The sequence below is a fragment of the Streptomyces sp. NBC_01477 genome (genome assembly GCF_036227245.1).
GTDB lineage: Bacteria > Actinomycetota > Actinomycetes > Streptomycetales > Streptomycetaceae > Actinacidiphila.
Map to the genome: position 1 here is coordinate 8,369,069 of NZ_CP109445.1, position 20,066 is coordinate 8,389,134.

Consider the following 20,066-nt stretch of genomic DNA (forward strand, 5'->3'; position numbering starts at 1 on the left):
GTCATGGCGCTGCGGCACGGGGTGCTGCCGAAGACGCTGCACGTGGACGAACCGTCGGCCCAGGTGGACTGGTCCCAGGGCGACGTGCGCCTGCTCACGGAGGCGATGCCGTGGCCGGAGACCGGCCGCCCGCGCCGGGCCGGAGTGTCCGCGTTCGGGGTCAGCGGCACCAACGCGCACGTGATTCTCGAAGCCCCGCCCGAAGAGTCCGGCGCTCCGGCGCGACAGTCGTCCGCGGAGGACGGTGTCGTGCCGTGGGTGGTGTCGGGGAAGTCGGCCGAGGCCGCTCAGGAGCAGGCGTCCCGGTTGCTGGAGCACGTCGGTGCCGATCCGTCGCTGGGTCCCGTCGACGTGGCGTGGTCGTTGCTCGGCTCGCGTGAGGTGTTCGACCACCGGTTGGTGGTGGTGGGCGCCGACCGGGAGGAGCTGCTGGCGGGTTTGCGCGCGGCGGCCGGTGGCCGGCCTTCCCCGGGCGTGGCCCGGGGCGTCGCCCGCTCCGGTGGTCGCGTGGTGTTCGCGTTCCCCGGCCAAGGCGCGCAGTGGGTCGGGATGGCGCAGGACCTGTACACGCGGTCGCCGGTGTTCGCCGGATCGATGCGTGAGTGCGGGGAGGCGTTGGCGCCGTTCACCGACTGGTCGCTGGAGCAGGCGCTCGGTGACGAGGAGGCGTTGGCGCGAGTCGACGTCGTGCAGCCGGTGTTGTGGGCGGTGATGGTGTCGCTGGCGGCTGTGTGGCGGTCGTTCGGTGTGGAGCCCGCGGCGGTGGTGGGGCACTCCCAGGGTGAGATCGCGGCGGCGTGTGTCGCCGGTGGTCTGTCACTGGAGGACGGGGCGCGCGTCGTGGCGTTGCGCAGCCGGGCGATCGCCGAGGAGCTTGCTGGTGGCGGGGGGATGGTGGCCCTGCCGGTGCCGGTTGGCCGGGTGCGGGAGTTGCTCGCGGATCACCCGGACGTGTCGCTGGCAGTGGTCAACGGGCCGTCGTCGACGGTTGTCGCGGGTGAAGCCGGTGCTTTGGAGCGGCTGCTGGCCGACTGCCGTGAGCGGGAGATCCAGGCACGCAGGATCGCTGTGGACTACGCGTCGCACTCGCGGCTGGTGGAGCGGATCGAGGAGCGGCTGCTGACCGACCTGGCGCCGATCGCGCCGCGGTCCGCGGAGATCCCGGTCTACTCCTCGGTGACCGGTGAGGTGATGGACACCGCGCAGTGGGACGCCGGGTACTGGTACCGGAACCTGCGCAACACCGTGCGGTTCGAGGACGCGCTCACGGCCGCCCTCGACTCGGGACCGGACGTGGTGGTCGAGGTCAGCCCGCACCCGGTGCTGGCGCCCGCCGTCCAGGACATTGTCGATGGTCGCGAATCCGCCGTCGTGATGGGCACCCTGCGCCGCGGTGAAGGTGGCTTCCCCCGGATGGCGCTGGCGCTCGCGCAGGCGTACGCGCACGGCGTCCCCGTGGACTGGGCGACGGTGTTCGACGGTTGCGACGCCAAGCGCGTCGTGTTGCCGACGTACGCGTTCCAGCACGAACGCTTCTGGCCGGAACCGGCCACCGCGGCCGCCGACGTGACCGCGGCCGGTCTGAGCTCCGCGCAGCATCCGTTGCTGGGCGCGACGGTGCCGCTGCCGCAGACGGACGGCGTGCTGTTCACCAGCCGGCTGGCCTTGCGCACCCACCCCTGGCTCGCCGACTACACCGTGCGCGGCGTCCCGGTGCTGCCCGGGACCGCGTACGTCGAGATGGCTGTCCGCGCGGCCGACAGCGTGGGCTGCGACCGGCTGGAGGAACTGGTCCTGGAGGCACCGCTGGTGCTGCCCGCCCAGGGCGGCGTGCAGTTGCAGGTCGTGGTCGGCGACGCCGATCCCGGGACACGCAGGCGGCACGTGGCCGTGTACGCGCGCCCCGACGGGCAGGAGGAGTGGGTCCGGCACGCCACCGGCCAGTTGAGCGACGGTGGCCGGGTTCTCGCCGGGACGGCGTTCGACCCGGTCACCCAGGCATGGCCGCCGCCCGAGGCGACACCGCTCGACACCGCGGGCTTCTACGAGCAACTCGGTGAAGCCGGGTTCGCCTACGGCCCGGTGTTCCAGGGGCTGACCCGGGCGTGGCGGGACGGCGACCGGATCCTCGCCGAGATCGAGCTGCCCGAGGCCGGCCGCGGCCTTGCGCAGTCGTTCGGCATCCACCCCGCGTTGCTGGACGCCGCGCTGCAGACATCGGCGTTCGCCGGGCTGGACGGGCTCCAGTTCAGCTTCACCGACGTGGTGCTACAGGCGTCCGGTGCGTCCCGGGTGCGGGTCGCGCTCACCCGCGTCGGCCCGGACGCGGCCGCCCTCGTGGTCGCGGACTCCACCGGACTTCCCGTGCTGTCGATCGGCTCCCTGATCATGCGGCAGCTGACGGCCGGCGGTTTGAGCGCGGCCACCGGCGACGGCGCGATGCTCGAACTGCGGTGGAGTGCCGTGCCCGCGACCTCCGCGATCCCGGTGGAGCGGTGGCGTCTCGCCATGCCCGATGATGCGGTGCTCCCGGCACTCGACGGTGAGCCGACGCCGGCCGCGGTGGTGCTGCCGGTGTCCGCAGGCCCGGGCACGGTGCCGGACTCCGCGCACGAGGTCGCGGGCCGGGTGCTGAGCCGGCTACAGGACTGGCTGGCCGACGGGCGCTCCGCGGATGTTCCGCTGGTCGTGGTGACGACCGGGGCCGTGAGCACCGGCCAGGACGGACCGGTGGCCGATCCGGCCGCAGCCGCGGTGCACGGTCTGGTGCGCTCGGCGCAGGCCGAGCACCCGGGCCGGATCGTCCTGCTCGACACCGACACCGACACCGACACCGACACCGACACCGGACTGGACGCCGCCGGACTGGGCCTGGTGCTGGCCACCGGCGAGCCGTACCTCGCTCTGCGCGCCGGGCAGCTCCACGCCGCCCGGCTGACCCGCGTCAGCGGCGCCGCCGCAGCAGCGCCGACGCTGGATCCCGCGGGGACGGTCGTGATCACCGGCGGCACCGGCCGCCGCGGTGGCGTGCTCGCCCGGCACCTCGTCGCCGGGTACGGGGTCCGGCACCTGCTGCTGGTCGGCCGCCGCGGCCCTGCCGCGCCCGAGGCCGAGGCAATGGTCGCGGATCTGGCGGAGCGCGGCGCCACCGTGTCGGTCGTGGCGTGCGACGTGACCGACCGGGCGGCGCTGGCCGACGTGCTCGCGTCCGTGGCCGCGGAGCACCCGGTGACCGGGGTCGTGCACGCCGCGGACGTGGACGACGACTTCGCGGTGGAGACGCTGTCCCGGGAGGAGCTCGACGGGGCGCTGGCGCCGCGGGTCGAGGGCGCCTGGAATCTGCACGAGCTGACCTGCGACCTCGATCTCGCGTTCTTCGTGCTGTTCTCGTCGCTCGACGGCGTCACCGGGACCGCGTTCGCCGACTCGCTGGCGCGGCGGCGCCGCCGCGACGGACTCCCCGGTCTGTCGCTGGCCTGGGGATCCTGGGATGGCGAGCGCGGGTTGTCGGCGGAGCAGAGCATGGACCTGTTCGACCGGGCGCTGCGCTCACAGGACCCGGCGCTCGTGCTGACCCGGCTGAACCTGCCGGCGCTGCGGGCCCAGGCCGAGGTGCCCGCGGTGTGGCGCTCGCTCGCCGGTACCACGGTCCGGCGCGCGGCCGACAACTCGCGCGGCGGCGGGGACGGACTGTCGCGGCGGCTCGCCGGACTGTCCGCCGCGGAACGTGACCGCCTGCTGGTGGAGTTGGTGCGCGAGTCGGCCGCCGCGGTGCTCGGCTACCCGTCAGGTGCGCAGATCGGCACGGACCAGCCGTTCCGCGAGCTGGGTTTCGACTCCGTGACGGCGGTCGACCTGCGCAACTCGTTGCAGGCCGGCGCCGGCGCCACCCTGCCGGCGACCCTGGTGTTCGACTACCCGACCGTCACCCGCCTCGCCGCGCACCTGGCCGAGGAGTTCGGGGACACGGCTCCCGCCCCGGCGGCCGACGTCGTGAAGCGGCCTGTGGCGGCGGTCCCGGTGGCCGACGATCCGGTCGTGCTGGTGGGCATGGCCTGCCGGTACCCCGGCGGAGTGTCCGATCCGGACGGTCTTTGGCGGCTCGTGGCCGGCGGGACCGACGGCATCACCGCCTTCCCCGCCGATCGCGGCTGGGACCTGGAGACGCTGCGGGGCACCGAAGGGCCCGGCTCCGGGACCTCGGCCACCGGCCGCGGTGGTTTCCTCGACGGGGCCGGTGAGTTCGACGCGGCGTTCTTCCGGATCTCGCCGCGGGAGGCGCTGGCGACCGATCCGCAGCAGCGGCTGCTGCTGGAGGTGTCGTGGGAAGCCCTGGAGCAGGCGGGAATCGATCCGACCTCGCTGGCGGGCAGCCCGACCGGGGTGTTCGCGGGCGTCTACTCCTCGAACTACGCCAACCTCGTCGCCCGCGGTGGCGAGCACTTGCAGGGGCACCAGATCACGGGCGGGGCGGCCAGTGTGATCTCCGGCCGGGTGTCGTACACGCTGGGGCTGGAAGGCCCCGCGGTGAGTGTGGACACCGCGTGCTCGTCGTCGCTGGTCGCGATGCACCTGGCCGCGCAGGCACTGCGGGCGGGTGAGTGCTCGCTTGCGCTGGCCGGCGGTGTCACGGTGATGGCCACTGCTGACGCGTTCGTCTGGTTCACCGCGCAGGGCGGACTGTCGCAGGACGGCCGGTGCCGGTCCTTCTCCGACTCGGCCGACGGGACCGGCTGGTCCGAGGGTGTCGGCGTCGTCGTGCTGGAGCGGTTGTCGGACGCGCGCCGCAACGGCCACGAGGTGCTCGCGGTGCTGCGGTCCAGCGCGGTGAACCAGGACGGCGCCTCCAACGGCTTGACGGCGCCCAACGGCCCTTCACAGCAGCGCGTGATCCGGCAGGCCCTCGCCGCGGCCGGGCTGTCCGCTTCGGACGTCGACGCGGTCGAGGCGCACGGCACCGGTACGAAACTCGGCGATCCGATCGAGGCGCAGGCGTTGCTGGCGACCTACGGCCGGGACCGCGTGGACGGGCAACCGCTGTGGCTGGGTTCGTTGAAGTCGAACATCGGGCACCCCCAGGCCGCGGCCGGCGTGGGTGGTGTGATCAAGATGGTGCTCGCGTTGCGCCACGGAATCCTGCCCAAGACCCTGCACGTGGACGAGCCCTCGACGCAGATCGACTGGACGCAGGGCGACGTACGGCTGCTGACCGAGGCGATCCCGTGGCCGGAGACCGGCCGTCCGCGCCGGGCCGGGGTGTCGTCGTTCGGCGTCAGCGGCACGAACGCCCACGTCATCCTTGAGGCGGCGGCCGACGACGAGCGCCGTGGTGCCCCGGAGACTCCCGCCGTGCTCACGGCTGCGGCGCCGTGGGCGCTGTCGGGCCGGACGGAGGAGGCACTGCGGGCGCAGGCCGCGCGGCTGCTGGACCTCGTGGAGGCGGACCCGGCACTGCGACCGGCCGACATCGGATGGTCGCTGTCCGGTTCCCGCACGGTGTTCGACCACCGCGCGGTAGTGCCGGGAACGGATCGGGAGGAGCTGGTCACCGGGTTGCGTGCGCTCGCGGCCGGTGAGCCCGGCGCCGGGACCGTCTCGGGTGCCGCGGTGGCCGACGCGCGGCTCGGGGTGTTGTTCACGGGGCAGGGTGCGCAGCGGGTGGGGATGGCGCGTGGGCTTTATGCGGAGTCGCCGGTGTTCGCGGGAGCGTTGGACGGGGTTCTCGCGGAGTTGGATCCGTTGCTGGACCGGCCGTTGTGTGAGGTGATGTGGGGCCGGGACGCGGAGTTGGTCGACGAGACGGGGTGGGCGCAGCCGGCGTTGTTCGCGGTCGAGGCGGCGTTGTTCGAGGTGCTGCGGGCGTTCGGGGTGACTCCGGACTACCTGCTGGGGCATTCGATCGGTGAGGTGACGGCGGCGTATGTGGCGGGGGTGTGGTCGCTGGGTGATGCGTGCCGGGTGGTGGCGGCGCGGGCGCGGTTGATGCAGGCGCTGCCTTCGGGTGGGGCGATGGCGGCGATCGCGTTGCCGGAGACCGAGGTGGTTGAGCTGCTGCCGGAGAGTGTGTCGGTCGCGGCGGTCAACACGGCGGGTTCGGTGGTGGTTTCGGGGCCGCGGGGTGACGTGGATGGTGTCGTCGCGGTTGCGGCCGGGCGTGGTGTGAAGGTGTCGCGGTTGCGGGTGTCGCACGCGTTCCATTCGTCGTTGATGGATCCGATGCTGGCGGAGTTCGCGATGGTTCTGGAGACGGTGGAGTTCCGGCCGCCGCGGATCCCGATCGTGTCGAACCTGACCGGTGAGGTCGCGGCCGCACAGGAGTTGTGCTCCCCGCGGTACTGGACGGACCAGGTCCGCGGCACGGTGCGATTCGCCGACGGCGTGCGCTTGCTCGCCGACCAGGGTGTGACCGCGCTGGTGGAACTGGGTCCTGATGGTGTGCTTTCCGGTGCGGCGCACCACAGCTGCGCGCCGGGCACGGTCGTGGCGCCGGTATTGCGCCACGAGCAGGACGACGCGTCGGCGGTGCTGTCCGCGGTGGCGCGACTGTTCGTGCACGGTGTGGCGGTGGACTGGACCGCGGTGTTCGCGGGCCGGGGCGCGGTGCGGGTGGCGCTGCCGACCTACGCGTTCCAGCACCAGCGCTTCTGGCCCGACACGGTCGCCGCTGTCGCCGACGTGACCTCGGCCGGGCTGAGCCCGGCGCAGCACCCGCTGCTCGGCGCCGTGGTGCCTTCGCCCACGGACGACGCGATCGTGTTCACCAGCCTGCTATCGCTGCGCACGCACCCGTGGCTGGCCGACCACACCGTGGGCGGCGCCGCGGTCCTCCCTGGCACCGCCGGCGTCGAGTTGGCCATCCGCGCCGGCGACAGCGTGGGCTGCGACCGGGTCGAGGAGCTGGCGCTTGAGACGCCGCTGGCGCTGCCGACCACGGGAGTCGTCCAGGTCCAGGTCCTGGTCGGTGCGGCCGACGAGGACGCGCGGCGGAGCTTCGCCCTGTACGCGCGGGTGGACGGCGCGCAGGAGTGGACCCGCCACGCCACCGGTCGGCTGGGCACGTCCGCCCGCGAGGCCGGGCCGGACCCGTTCGGCCCGCTGGGCCAGGTCTGGCCCGCGCCGGAAGCCGAGGAAATCGACGTGTCCCGGTTCTACGAGCAGCGCGCCGAGTACGGCCCGATGTTCCAGGGGCTGACGAAGGCCTGGCGCCACGGCGACCGGATCCTCGCGGAGGTCGAACTGCCCGAGTCCGGCCGCGGCGCGGCGGAGTCGTTCGGGCTGCACCCCGCGCTGCTGGACGCGGCACTGCACACAAGGGCGCTCGCGGGCAGGGAGGGCGTGGCGTGCGGGTTCCGCGACGTGGATCTGCTCGCTTCCGGCGCGGCCCGGCTCCGGGTCGCGCTGACTCCGCAGGGGCCGGACGAGGTGTCGCTCGCGGTCGCCGATTCGACCGGCTCACCCGTGCTGTCGGTCGGCTCCGTGACGCTGCGACCGCTCGACGCGCTCGGCACCGTGGCGGACACCGGGGACCGTTCGCTGCTCGAGATCAGCTGGGTGCCGACCCCTGGCGGCGCCGCCCCGGTGGGCCGCTGGACCGTCGTCGGACCCGCGGACCCCGTGCCCGCTCCCGAGGAGGGCGTGGTGACGCTGCTGCGGGCGTCCGGCGACCCGGCCTCGGTGGTGGAAAGCACGCATGAGCTGACCGCCGAGGTACTCCGGCGACTCCAGCAGTGGCCGACGGACCTCGCGGGCTCGCCGCTGATCGTGTGGACCCGGGGTGCGGTCGCCACCGCACCCGGTGACCAGGTCACGGATCTGGCCGCGGCGGCCGTGTGGGGCCTGGTCCGGTCGGCGCAGACGGAGGACCCGGGCCGGTTCGTACTGCTCGACACCGACACCGACACCGACTCCGACCAGCTCGACGCGACGGTGCTCGGTGACGTACTGGCCGCGGGTGAGCCGCAACTGGCGCTGCGCGGCGGCCGGCTCTTCGCGGCGCGCCTGGTCAGGGCCGGCGCGGGTGACGAACCGGCGCCGGTGCTGGACACCGAGGGCACGGTCGTCGTCACCGGTGGCACCGGTGGGCTGGGCGCCTTGGCGGCGCGGCACCTGGTGACCGAGCACGGCGCGCGGAATCTCCTGCTGATCAGCCGGCGCGGTGCGACCGCCCCGGGCGCGCAGGAACTGCTGGCGGAGCTCGGCGCGCTCGGCGCCACGGTGGTGGCGTCGGCCTGTGACGCAACCGACCGGCAGGCGCTCGCCGAGGTGCTCGCCGAGGTTGCGCCGGAGCACCCCGTGACCGGGGTCGTGCACGTCGCGGGCGTCGTCGACGACGGTGTGCTCGCGTCGCTGTCGCGCGAACAGCTCGACCGGGTGCTCGCCCCGAAGGTGGACGCCGCCTGGAACCTGCACTCGCTCACCCGGGACCTGTCGTTCTTCGTGGCCTTCTCGTCACTCGGCGGCCTGCTGGGCGGCGGCGGCCAGGCCAACTACGCCGCGGGCAACACGTTCCTCGACGCACTGATGCAGCAGCGCCGCCAGCACGGGCAGCCGGGCGTATCGCTTGCCTGGGGACCGTGGTCGACGGAGCTCGGCATGGTGAGCTCCCTGTCCGGCACCGACCGGCGCCGGATCGCGCGCTCGGCCACCCCGCCGATGTCGGTGGAGCAGGGCATGGAGCTGTTCGACCGGGCGTTGCGCGCGGACCGTCCGCTGCTGGCGCCGACCCGGCTGGACCTGGCTACGCTGCGGGCTCAGCGGGACATCACGCCGCTGTGGCGCTCCCTGGCCGGGGCCGCGGCGCGGCGCGTCGCGGACAACACCGACGGCGGCGGCGACGGCCTGGGCCGGCGGCTGGCAGGACTGTCCGGTGCGGACCGGCTGGAGGCGCTGGCCGACCTGGTCCGCGAGGCCGCCGTGACGGTGCTGGGGCATGCCCCGGGCGAGCGGCTCGACACCGCGCAGCCGTTCCGCGAGCTGGGCTTCGACTCGCTGACCGCGGTCGAGCTGCGCAATCTGCTGCAGGCGAGGACAGGCGTCGCCCTGGCGGCCAGCCTGGTGTTCGACTACCCGACCGTCGGCCACGTCGCGAGGTACCTGGCAGCCGAGTTCGGCACGCAACCGGCCGAGGTCGTCGTGGCGCCGGCTCTTGTGTCCGTCACCGACGATCCGATCGTGCTGGTGGGCATGGCGTGCCGGTTCCCGGGCGGGGTGGCGGGTCCTGACGACCTGTGGCGGCTGGTCGCCGAGGGGACCGACGGGGTCACGCCGTTCCCGGCCGACCGCGGCTGGGATCTGGACTCGCTGCTGGGCAGCGGCGGCCCGGGCACCGGGACGTCCGCGACCGGCGAGGGCGGCTTCCTCCCGGAGAGCGGCGACTTCGACGCGGCGTTCTTCCGGATCTCGCCGCGGGAGGCGCTGGCCACCGACCCGCAGCAGCGGCTGCTGCTCGAGGTGTCGTGGGAGGCATTGGAACACGCGGGCATCGACCCGAGTTCGCTGGCGGGCAGTGCGACCGGCATGTTCACGGGCGTCTACCAGACCGGCTACGCCGAACTGGTCGCGCGAGCCGAAGAGCAGCTGCAAGGCCATCTGCTCACCGGCGGGGCCGGAAGCGTGGTGTCGGGCCGGGTGGCGTACGCGCTCGGGCTGGAAGGTCCCGCGGTGAGTGTGGACACGGCGTGCTCGTCGTCGCTGGTGTCGATGCATCTGGCGGCGCAGGCGTTGCGGGCGGGTGAGTGCTCGCTCGCCCTCGCCGGCGGCGTCACAGTGATGGCCGCGGCGGACATGTTCGTCCGGTTCACGATGCAGGGTGGCTTGGCGGCGGATGGTCGGTGCCGGTCGTTCTCGGATGACGCGGGTGGGACCGGGTGGGCCGAGGGTGTGGGTGTGGTGGTGCTGGAGCGGTTGTCGGACGCCCGGCGCAACGGTCATGAGGTGCTGGCGGTGTTCCGGTCGAGTGCGGTGAACCAGGATGGTGCGTCGAACGGTTTGACGGCGCCGAACGGTCCGTCGCAGCAGCGGGTGATCCGGCAGGCGTTGGCGGCGGCGGGTCTGTCGACGTCGGATGTGGATGTGGTCGAGGCGCATGGTACGGGTACGCGGCTGGGTGATCCGATCGAGGCGCAGGCGGTGCTGGCGACGTACGGTCAGGACCGGCCGGAGGGACGGCCGTTGTGGCTGGGGTCGTTGAAGTCGAACATCGGGCATGCCCAGGCCGCGGCGGGTGTCGGTGGTGTGATCAAGATGGTGATGGCGCTGCGGCACGGGGAGCTGCCGAAGACGCTGCACGTCGCCGAGCCGACCACCCAGGTCGACTGGACCCAGGGCAATGTGCGGCTGCTCGCCGAGGCGATGCCGTGGCCGGAGAACGGGCACCCGCGACGGGCGGGGGTGTCGGCGTTCGGCGTGAGCGGGACCAACGCGCACGTGATCCTCGAGGCACCTGCCGAAGCCGGCGCGGACGAACCCCCGGCTGTCGAACCCCCGGCTGTCGAAACCGTGGCGGGCGAGGAAGCAGCCGAGGCCGATCACGTGGTGCCGTGGGTGGTGTCGGGGAAGTCGGCCGAGGCCGCTCAGGAGCAGGCGTCCCGGTTGCTGGAGCACGTTGGCGCCGATCTGTCGCTGCGTCCGGTGGATGTGGCGTGGTCGTTGCTCGGTTCGCGGGCGGTGTTCGACCACCGGTTGGTGGTGGTGGGTGCCGACCGGGAGGAGCTGTTGGCGGGTTTGCGTGCGGCGGCCGGTGGGCGGCCTGCGCCGGGTGTGGCCCGGGGTGTCGCCCGCTCCGGTGGTGGCGTGGTGTTCGTGTTCCCGGGTCAGGGTGCGCAGTGGGTGGGGATGGGCCGGGAGTTGCTGGTCTCGTCGCCGCTGTTCGCCGAGTCGCTGCGCGAGTGTGCGGCGGCGTTGGCGCCGTTCGTGGACTGGTCGCTGGAGCAGGCGCTCGGCGACGAGGAGGCGTTGGCGCGAGTCGACGTCGTGCAGCCGGTGTTGTGGGCGGTGATGGTGTCGCTGGCCGCGGTGTGGCGGTCGTTCGGTGTGGAGCCCGCGGCCGTGGTGGGTCATTCCCAGGGTGAGATCGCCGCCGCGTGTGTCGCCGGTGGTCTGTCGCTGGAGGACGGGGCGCGCGTCGTGGCGTTGCGCAGCCGGGCGATCGCCGAGGAGCTCACCGGCGGGGGGATGGTCGCTCTGCCGTTGTCGGCCGGACAGGTACGCGATCTGCTCGCGGATCACCCGGAGGTGTCGCTGGCCGCGGTCAACGGGCCGTCGTCGACCGTTGTCGCGGGTGAAGCCGGTGCTTTGGAGCGGCTGCTGGCCGACTGCCGTGAGCGGGAGATCCAGGCGCGCAGGATCGCTGTGGACTACGCGTCGCATTCGCGGCTGGTGGAGCGGATCGAGGAGCGGCTGCTGACCGACCTGGCGCCGATCGCGCCGCGGTCCGCGGAGATCCCGGTCTACTCCTCGGTGACGGGGGAGCGGGTGGACACCGCGTCGTGGGACGCCGGGTACTGGTACCGCAATCTGCGGAGCACCGTGCGGTTCGAGGACGCGCTCACGGCCGCCCTCGACTCGGGTGATCGTGTGGTGGTCGAGGTGAGTCCGCATCCGGTGCTGGTGCCCGCTGTGCAGGACGTGGTCGACGGTCGTGAGGGCGCGGTGCCCGTCGCGGGCACGCTGCGGCGCGGCGAAGGATCCCTGCACCGGATGATCACCGCGGTCGCCCAGGTGTACGCCCAGGGCGTGGCCGTGGACTGGAGGACCGTGTTCCCGGACTCCGGCGCGCGGCGCGTCCAGCTCCCGACCTATGCCTTCCAGCATCAGCGCTTCTGGCCGCAGAGCGCCGGCGGGGCGACCGACGTCGGCGCCGCCGGGCTCACGGCAGCGGAGCATCCGTTGCTGGGGGCGATGCTGTCGTTGCCGCAGAACGACGAGGTGGTCTTCACCAGCAGGCTGTCGGTGCGGACGCATCCCTGGCTGGCAGACCACACCGTGCGCGACGCGGTGATCTTCCCCGGCACCGGGTACGTGGAGCTGGCGATCCGCGCGGCCGACAGCGTCGGCTGCGACCGGCTCGACGAGCTCGTCCTCGAGGCGCCGCTCGTACTGCCTGCTTCAGGCGGCGCGCAGGTGCAGGTGGTGGCCGGGGCGGACGACGCGGAACGGTACAGCGTCACGGTGTATGCGCGGGTGGACGGCGAGGAGACCTGGACCCGCCACGCGACCGGTGTCGTGAGCGCGTCTGCCGCCGACGACCGGGCCGACGACGCGTTCGAACCGCTCACCCGGGAATGGCCCGCCGCGGACGCCGCACCGCTGGAGACCGGGCAGTTCTACCAGCAGCTGGCCGACGCCGGATTCCTGCGGTACGGCCCGGTGTTCCAGGGGCTGCGCAAGGCATGGCGGAGCGGGGACCGGATCCTTGCCGAGGTCGAGCTGCCGGAGTCCGCCCGCGCTTCGGCGGAGTCGTTCGGCATCCATCCGGCGCTGCTGGACGCGGCACTGCACACCACGGTCTTCGCCGGTCTCGACGCAGCCGAGCAGGGCGGTTTGCCGTTCAGCTTCACCGACGTACGGCTGCGCGCCTCGGGTGCGTCGCGGCTGCGGGTCGTACTCACCCGGACCGGCCCGGACCAGGTCGCGATCGCGGTCGCGGACAGCGCCGGCGCTCCCGTGCTGTCGATCGGGTCGCTGGCCGTGCGGGCGTTCGCCTCGGACAGCTTGACGGCCGGCGCCGGCGACGGGGCCGTGTTGCGGACGCAGTGGCTCGAGACCGGGCTCGGCGCGGGCGACCCGATGGATGACTGGGTCACCGTCGCCCCCCGTGGCGCGGACCACGCCGACCTGAGCGCGGTCGGTGCCGCGCTCGACGAGGGGAGGCCGGCGCCGGGAGCGGTCGTGCTGGCCGTGGCCGCCGGACGGGACTCGGTGGTTCGGTCCACGCACGAGCTCACCGGCTGGGTGCTGCGGCAGGTGCAGCACTGGCTGGGCGAGGCGAGGTTCGCGTCGATCCCGCTGGTGGTGTCGACCCGGGGCGCGGTGTCCGTGCATGCGGGCGAGCCGGTGACCGACCTGGCCGCGGCCGCGGTGTGGGGCCTCGTGCGGTCGGCGCAGTCGGAGAACCCGGACCGGATCGTGCTGGTCGACACCGGTACCGACGCGGACACCGGCACCGGCACCGGTCTCGAGGCAGGTGCGCTGGGCGCGATCCTGGCGTCAGGCGAGCCGCAGTGGGCGGTACGCGGCGGGCGGTTCCACACCGCGCGGCTCGTCCGGGCCCGGCCGGCCGACGAACTGGTCGCACCGGCAGACGTGCCCTGGCGGCTGGACTCCACGGACAAGGGCATGCTCGAGAACCTGGTGCTCGCGCCGGCTCCCGAGTCAGCCGGTCCGCTTGCACACGGGCAGGTTCGCGTCCAGGTCCACGCGGCGGGCCTCAACTTCCGCGATGTGCTCAACGCGCTCGACATGGTCAGCGACGTGCGCGCGACCGGCCCGCTGGGCAGTGAGGTCGCGGGTGTCGTCACGGAGGTCGGTCCCGGTGCGCCGGACCTGCGGCCCGGCGACCGGGTCATGGGCCTGGCGTTCGGCGCGTTCGGTCCGGTGGCGGTGACCGACCACCGGCTGCTGGCGAGGATCCCCGAGGGCTGGTCGTTCGCCACCGCGGCGTCGGTTCCCGTCGTGTTCCTGACCGCCTACTACGGGCTGCTGGATCTCGCCGGGCTGGAGCCCGGCGAGTCGGTGGTGGTCCATGCCGGCGCGGGCGGTGTCGGACTCGCGGCGATTCAGCTGGCACGCCACCGGGGCGCGGAGGTCTACGCCACGGCGAGCGAGGGCAAGTGGGGTGTTCTACGGGAATGGGGAGTCCCGGCCGAGCGGCTGGCGTCGTCCCGGGACCTCGACTTCCGTGCGCGTTTCCGGGCCGCTACCGCGGACCGGGGTGTGGACGTGGTCCTGAACTCGCTCGCGGGGGAGTTCGTGGACGCGTCGGTGGAACTGCTGGCTCCGGGCGGGCGGTTCCTGGAGATGGGCAAGACCGACATCCGATCGCCGGAGGACTTCCGTGACCGGTCGTCGAGCTACCGGGCCTTCGACCTGATGGAGGCCGGCGCCGACCGGATCCAGGAGATGCTGCGGGAGCTGACGGCGCTGTTCGAGGCGGGCGTGATCCGGCCGCTGCCGGTGGCGGCGTGGGATGTGCGCCGGGCACCGGAGGCGTTCCGGTTCATGAGCCAGGCCAGGCACGTCGGCAAGCTGGTGCTGACGGTCCCGCAGCCCCTGGCGCAGGCCGGCACCGTGCTGATCACCGGCGCCGGCGGTCTCGGTGGCGTGGTGGCGCGGCATCTGGTGACCGGGCACGGGGTGCGGAACCTGGTGCTCGTCAGCCGGCGCGGCGCCGCCGCGCCGGGCGCCGCGGAGCTGATCGCCGAACTGGCGGGACAAGGGGCCCGGGCTACGTTCGCCGCCTGCGATCTGACCGACAGGCGGGCGCTGGCCGCGGTGGTCGACGCCGTGGCACCGGAGCATCCGCTGACCGCCGTCGTGCACACAGCGGGGATCCTGGAGGACGGGATCATCGGCTCGCTGTCGCAGGAGCAGCTCGATCGGGTGCTGGCGCCCAAGGTCGACGCGGTCTGGAACCTGCACGAACTGACCCGCGCGCACGACCTGTCCCGGTTCGTGGTGTTCTCGTCGCTGGCCGGACACGTCGGGAACAGCGGGCAGGGCAACTACGCGGCGGGCAATGTGTTCCTCGACAGCCTGATGGCGCGCCGCCGCGCCGAGGGGCTGCCCGGGCAGTCGATGGCCTGGGGCGCCTGGACGACCGACGTCGGCCTGGTGGGGACCCTGTCCGATACGGATCTGCGCCGCATCGCCCGGTCGGCGATGCCGCCGCTGGGTGTCGAGCAGGGCATGAACCTGTTCGACCGGGCGTGGGACTCGGGCGCCGCGGTACTGGGGCTGGCCCGGCTCGACGTCCGGACGCTGCGGGCCCAGCGGGACATCGCGCCGCTGTGGCGGTCGCTGGCCGGCAACGCGGCGCGGCGTTCCGCCGACAACACGCAGGGCGGACGCGACGGCTTGGCGCGGCAGCTCACCGGGATGTCCACCGCGGACGGGCTGGCGACCCTCGTCGAGCTGGTCCGCGAGGCCGCGGCAGCGGTGCTCGGCCACGCGTCGAGCACGCAGATCGACACCGCGCAGCCGTTCACCGAGCTGGGCTTCGACTCACTGACCGCGGTCGAGCTGCGCAACCTGCTGCGGGCCAGGACCGGAGCGAGCCTGCCCGCGAGCCTGGTGTTCGACTACCCGACCGTCGGTCATGTCGCGAGGTATCTGGCGGGCGTGTTCGACGACACCCGGCCGGCCGGCCCGGCTCCGCTGCCGCGACCGGTCTCCGTCACCGACGACCCGATCGTCTTCGTCGGGATGGCGTGCCGCTTCCCCGGTGGGGTGGCGGATCCGGACGACCTCTGGCAGTTGGTCGCTGACGGAGCCGAGGGCATCACGCCGTTCCCCGCCGACCGCGGCTGGGACCTCGACGCGGCGCTCGGCGCCTCGGCGACGGGCGAAGGCGGCTTCCTGCCCGGCGTCGGCGACTTCGACGCGGCGTTCTTCCGGATCTCCCCGCGGGAGGCGCTGGCCACCGACCCGCAGCAGCGGCTGCTGCTCGAGACCTCCTGGGAGGCGCTGGAACGTGCCGGGATCGACCCGAACTCGCTGGCGGGCAGCCAGACAGGGGTGTTCGTCGGCGCGTATCACATGGGGTACAGCGAACTGGTCGCCCGCGGCGGTGAACAACTGCAGGGCCACCAGATCACCGGTGCTGCCACCAGCGTCATCTCGGGCCGGGTGGCGTACGCGCTCGGGCTGGAAGGTCCCGCGATGAGTGTGGACACGGCGTGCTCGTCGTCGCTGGTGTCGATGCATCTGGCGGCGCAGGCGTTGCGGGCGGGTGAGTGCTCGCTCGCCCTCGCCGGCGGCGTGTCCGTGATGGCGTCGGCCGACGCGTTCGCCTTGTTCACGATGCAGGGCGGCTTGGCGGCGGATGGTCGGTGCCGGTCGTTCTCGGATGACGCGGGTGGGACCGGGTGGGCCGAGGGCGTGGGTGTGGTGGTGCTGGAGCGGTTGTCGGACGCGCGCCGCAACGGTCATGAGGTGCTGGCGGTGTTCCGGTCGAGTGCGGTGAATCAGGATGGTGCGTCGAACGGTTTGACGGCGCCGAACGGTCCGTCTCAGCAGCGGGTGATCCGGCAGGCGCTGGCGGCGGCGGGGCTGTCCGCCTCGGATGTGGATGTGGTCGAGGCGCACGGTACGGGTACGAAGCTGGGTGATCCGATCGAGGCGCAGGCGGTGCTGGCGACGTACGGTCAGGACCGGCCCGCGGATCGGCCGTTGTGGCTGGGGTCGTTGAAGTCGAACATCGGGCACGCCCAGGCCGCGGCCGGCGTGGCGAGCGTGATCAAGATGGTGATGGCTTTGCAGCACGGGGTGCTGCCGAAGACGCTGCACGTCGCCGAGCCGACCACCCAGGTCGACTGGACCCAGGGCGAGGTGCGGCTGCTGACCGAGTCCGTCCCGTGGCCGGAGAACGGGCACCCGCGACGGGCCGGGGTGTCCGCGTTCGGCGTGAGCGGCACCAACGCCCACCTCATCCTCGAAGCGCCCGCCGACGCCAAATCCGGACAGGGCGCCCCGCCCGCGGAGCCGTCCGGCGTCGGCGACTTCGCCGCGGACGCTGTCGTGCCGTTGGTGCTCTCGGGCAAGACGGAGGGCGCGGTGCGGGCTCAGGCGGCCCGGCTGCTGGAGCACTGGGAGCGGCACCCGTCGTTGCGTCCGGTGGACGTGGGGTGGTCGTTGGTGGGTTCGCGGGCGGTGTTCGACCACCGGTTGGTGGTGGTGGGTGCCGACCGGGAGGAGCTGTTGGCGGGTTTGCGTGCGGCGGCCGGTGGGCGGCCTTGGCCGGGTGTGGCCCGGGGTGTCGCCGGTTCGGGTGGTGGCGTGGTGTTCGTGTTCCCGGGTCAGGGTGCGCAGTGGGTGGGGATGGGCCGGGAGTTGCTGGTCTCGTCGCCGGTGTTCGCCGGGTCGATGTGGGAGTGCGGGGAGGCGTTGGCGCCGTTCGTGGACTGGTCGCTGGAGCAGGTGCTCGGTGACGAGGAGGCGTTGGGGCGGGTGGATGTGGTGCAGCCGGTGTTGTGGGCGGTGATGGTGTCGCTGGCGGCGGTGTGGCGGTCGTTCGGCGTCGAGCCCGCGGCGGTGGTGGGGCATTCGCAGGGTGAGATCGCGGCGGCGTGTGTCGCCGGTGGCCTGTCGTTGGAGGACGGGGCGCGGGTGGTGGCGTTGCGCAGCCGGGCGATCGCCGAGGAGCTTGCTGGTGGCGGGGGGATGGTGGCTCTGCCGCTGTCGGTCGGCCGGGTGCGGGAGCTGCTTGCGGGGCGGGCGGGGGTTTCGGTGGCGGCGGTGAACGGGCCGGTGTCGGTGGTGGTTTCGGGTGAGTCGGGTGCGTTGGACTGCCTGGTTGCCGATTGTGAGGCGTCGGGGGTTCGGGCGCGGCGGATCGCGGTCGACTATGCGTCGCATTCGCATCTGGTGGAGCGGATCGAGGAGCGGCTGCTGACCGACCTGGCGCCGATCGCGCCGCGGTCCGCGGAGATCCCGGTCTACTCGTCGGTGACCGGTGAGGTGATGGACACCGGGGAGTGGGACGCCGGGTACTGGTACCGGAATCTGCGTGCCACGGTGCGGTTCGAGGAGGCACTGTCGGCCGCGCTGGACGCGGGTGATCGTGTGGTGGTCGAGGTGAGTCCGCATCCGGTGCTGGTGCCCGCTGTGCAGGACGTGGTCGACGGTCGTGAGGGCGCGGTGCCCGTCGCGGGCACGCTGCGGCGCGGCGAAGGGTCCCTGCACCAGATGATCACCGCGGTCGCCCAGGTATCCACCTGCGGCCTCGCGGTGGACTGGACCAAGGTGTTCGCGGGCCGGGACGCCGTGCGGGTGCCGCTGCCCACGTACGCGTTCCAGCACGAGCGCTACTGGCCCGACCCCGAACCCGAACCGCTTGCCGCGCAGGTCGCGGTGGACCCGGCCGACGAGCGGTTCTGGGCCTCGGTGGAGCAGCAGGACGTGCGGTCGGTGGCCGAGACGCTCGGGCTGGACAGCGCCGTGGTCGCGGCCTTGGTGCCGGCGCTGGCGTCGTGGCGCGCCCGCCGCCGGGACGAGAGCGCGGCCGACGGCTGGCGCTACCGGGAGACGTGGAAACCACTCGGTGGCAACCACTTCCCGGTGATCTCCGGACGCCGGCTGGTCGTGGTCCCGGCCGGGAAGAGCGACGACGCCTGGGCGAGCCACGTGGCTGCCGCGCTCGGCGCGGACACTGTCGTGCTGGAGCACAGCGACGACGCAGCGCTGAGCGGCGGGCTGCGGGCCGCGCTCGACGCCGACGTCCCGGTGACCGCCGTGCTGTCCCTCACCGCGGCGCTGGAACCGGACACGACTACCGCGCTCATGAGCACCATCGCCCTCCTGCGGGCACTGCGCGACACCGGTGCGCCGCCACTGTGGTTGGCGACTCGGGGCGCGGTGTCGGTCGGCAGCCAGGATCCGCTGACGGCCCCGGGGCAGGGCGCCGCGTGGGGCCTGGGCCGCGTCGCCGCGCTGGACCAGCCCGGTCTGTGGGGCGGTCTGCTCGACCTGCCCGAGGTCGTGGACCTGCGAAGCGCGCGCCTGGCCACGGCGGTGGTGTCGGGCACCTCGGGCGAGGACCAGGTGGCCGTGCGCCCGTCGGGGTTGTTCGGGCGGCGGCTGGTCCACGCCCCGGCGCCCCGGCCCCGTGCCGGGTCGTGGACGACCTCGGGGACGGCGCTGATCACCGGTGGCACCGGCGGGCTGGGCTCGTACATGGCCCGGTGGCTGGTGGAGCGGGGCAGCGACCACCTCGTGCTGGTGAGCCGGCGCGGCCCCGACGCCGAGGGCATGGAACAGCTACGGCTGGAACTGGAGGTCGCCGGCGCGGACGTGACGGTGGTGGCGTGCGACGTGACCGACCGGGCGGCGCTGGCCGACGTGCTCGCCGCCATTCCCGAAGACCGTCCACTGCGGACAGTCGTGCACGCCGCGGGTGTCGTGGGCGAAACGGCGCCGCTGCCGTCGATGACCCGGGACCAGCTCGAGTGGCCGGTGCGGGTCAAGGTGGACGGTGCACGGCATCTGGACGAGCTGACCGGTGACCTGGACCTCGACGCGTTCGTGCTGTTCTCCTCCGGCGCGGCGGCGTGGGGCAGTGGAGGGCAGGCGGGTTACGCCGCGGGCAACGCCTTCCTCGACGCGCTGGCGCAGCACCGCCGTTCGCAGGGCCGGACCGCGACATCGATCGCCTGGGGGTCGTGGGACGAGGTCGGCATGCTGAGCGGTTCTGGTGTGGCGCAACGGGACCGGCTGGCCGCACTGGGTGTGGTGCCGATGCGGCCCGAGCTCGCCATCACCGCGGTGGCGCACGCCGTGCGGGAGGGCGAGACCGCGCTCGTGGTCACGGACATGGACTGGGCGCGGTTCGCGCCGGTGTTCACCGCGATGCGACCGAGTGCGCTCCTGTCGGACCTGCCGGAGGTCCGGGCGGCGTTGAACGGTGGCGGGCAGGACGCCGAAGCACCCGGCGGGTTGCGAGGCCGGCTGACCGGGCTGTCCGAGGCGGACCGTGAACGGGCGGTGCTCGACCTGGTTCGCAGTTCCGCCGCGGTCGTGCTCGGACACGGCTCGGGCACGCAGATTCCGCGGGAGAAACCCTTCAGCGAGCTGGGTTTCGACTCGCTGACCGCGGTCGAGCTGCGGAATCTGCTGCAATCGGAATCGGCTGCCGCGCTGCCCGCCAGTGTGGTCTTCGACTACCCGACGGCGGCCCGGCTGGCCCACTACCTCAGCGGCGCCCTGGGACTGGGCACGGCCGTGGAAGCCGAAGCCGTCGCGGAGCCGCCGACCCTGCCGGACGAAGACGAGACGGCCCTGCTCGCCGCGAACGCGGACGACCTCATCGACCTCGCACTGCGCGAAGACTGACCGGGACCTGGAGGTCGCGATGA

The 20,066-nt window shown here is 73.4% G+C and carries 1 protein-coding gene (cut by a window edge); it reads left to right on the forward strand.

The window, feature by feature from the left end; all coding sequences use genetic code 11:
- Positions 1 to 20,043, forward strand: partial view of a type I polyketide synthase gene (locus tag OHA86_RS35720; protein WP_329182089.1) — the 3' portion only. Its footprint begins 12,510 nt before the window's first position; 20,043 of the gene's 32,553 nt are visible here — the last part of the coding sequence; the start codon falls outside the window, past its left edge; it ends in the stop codon at positions 20,041 to 20,043.
- Positions 20,044 to 20,066 lie beyond the last annotated feature (23 nt).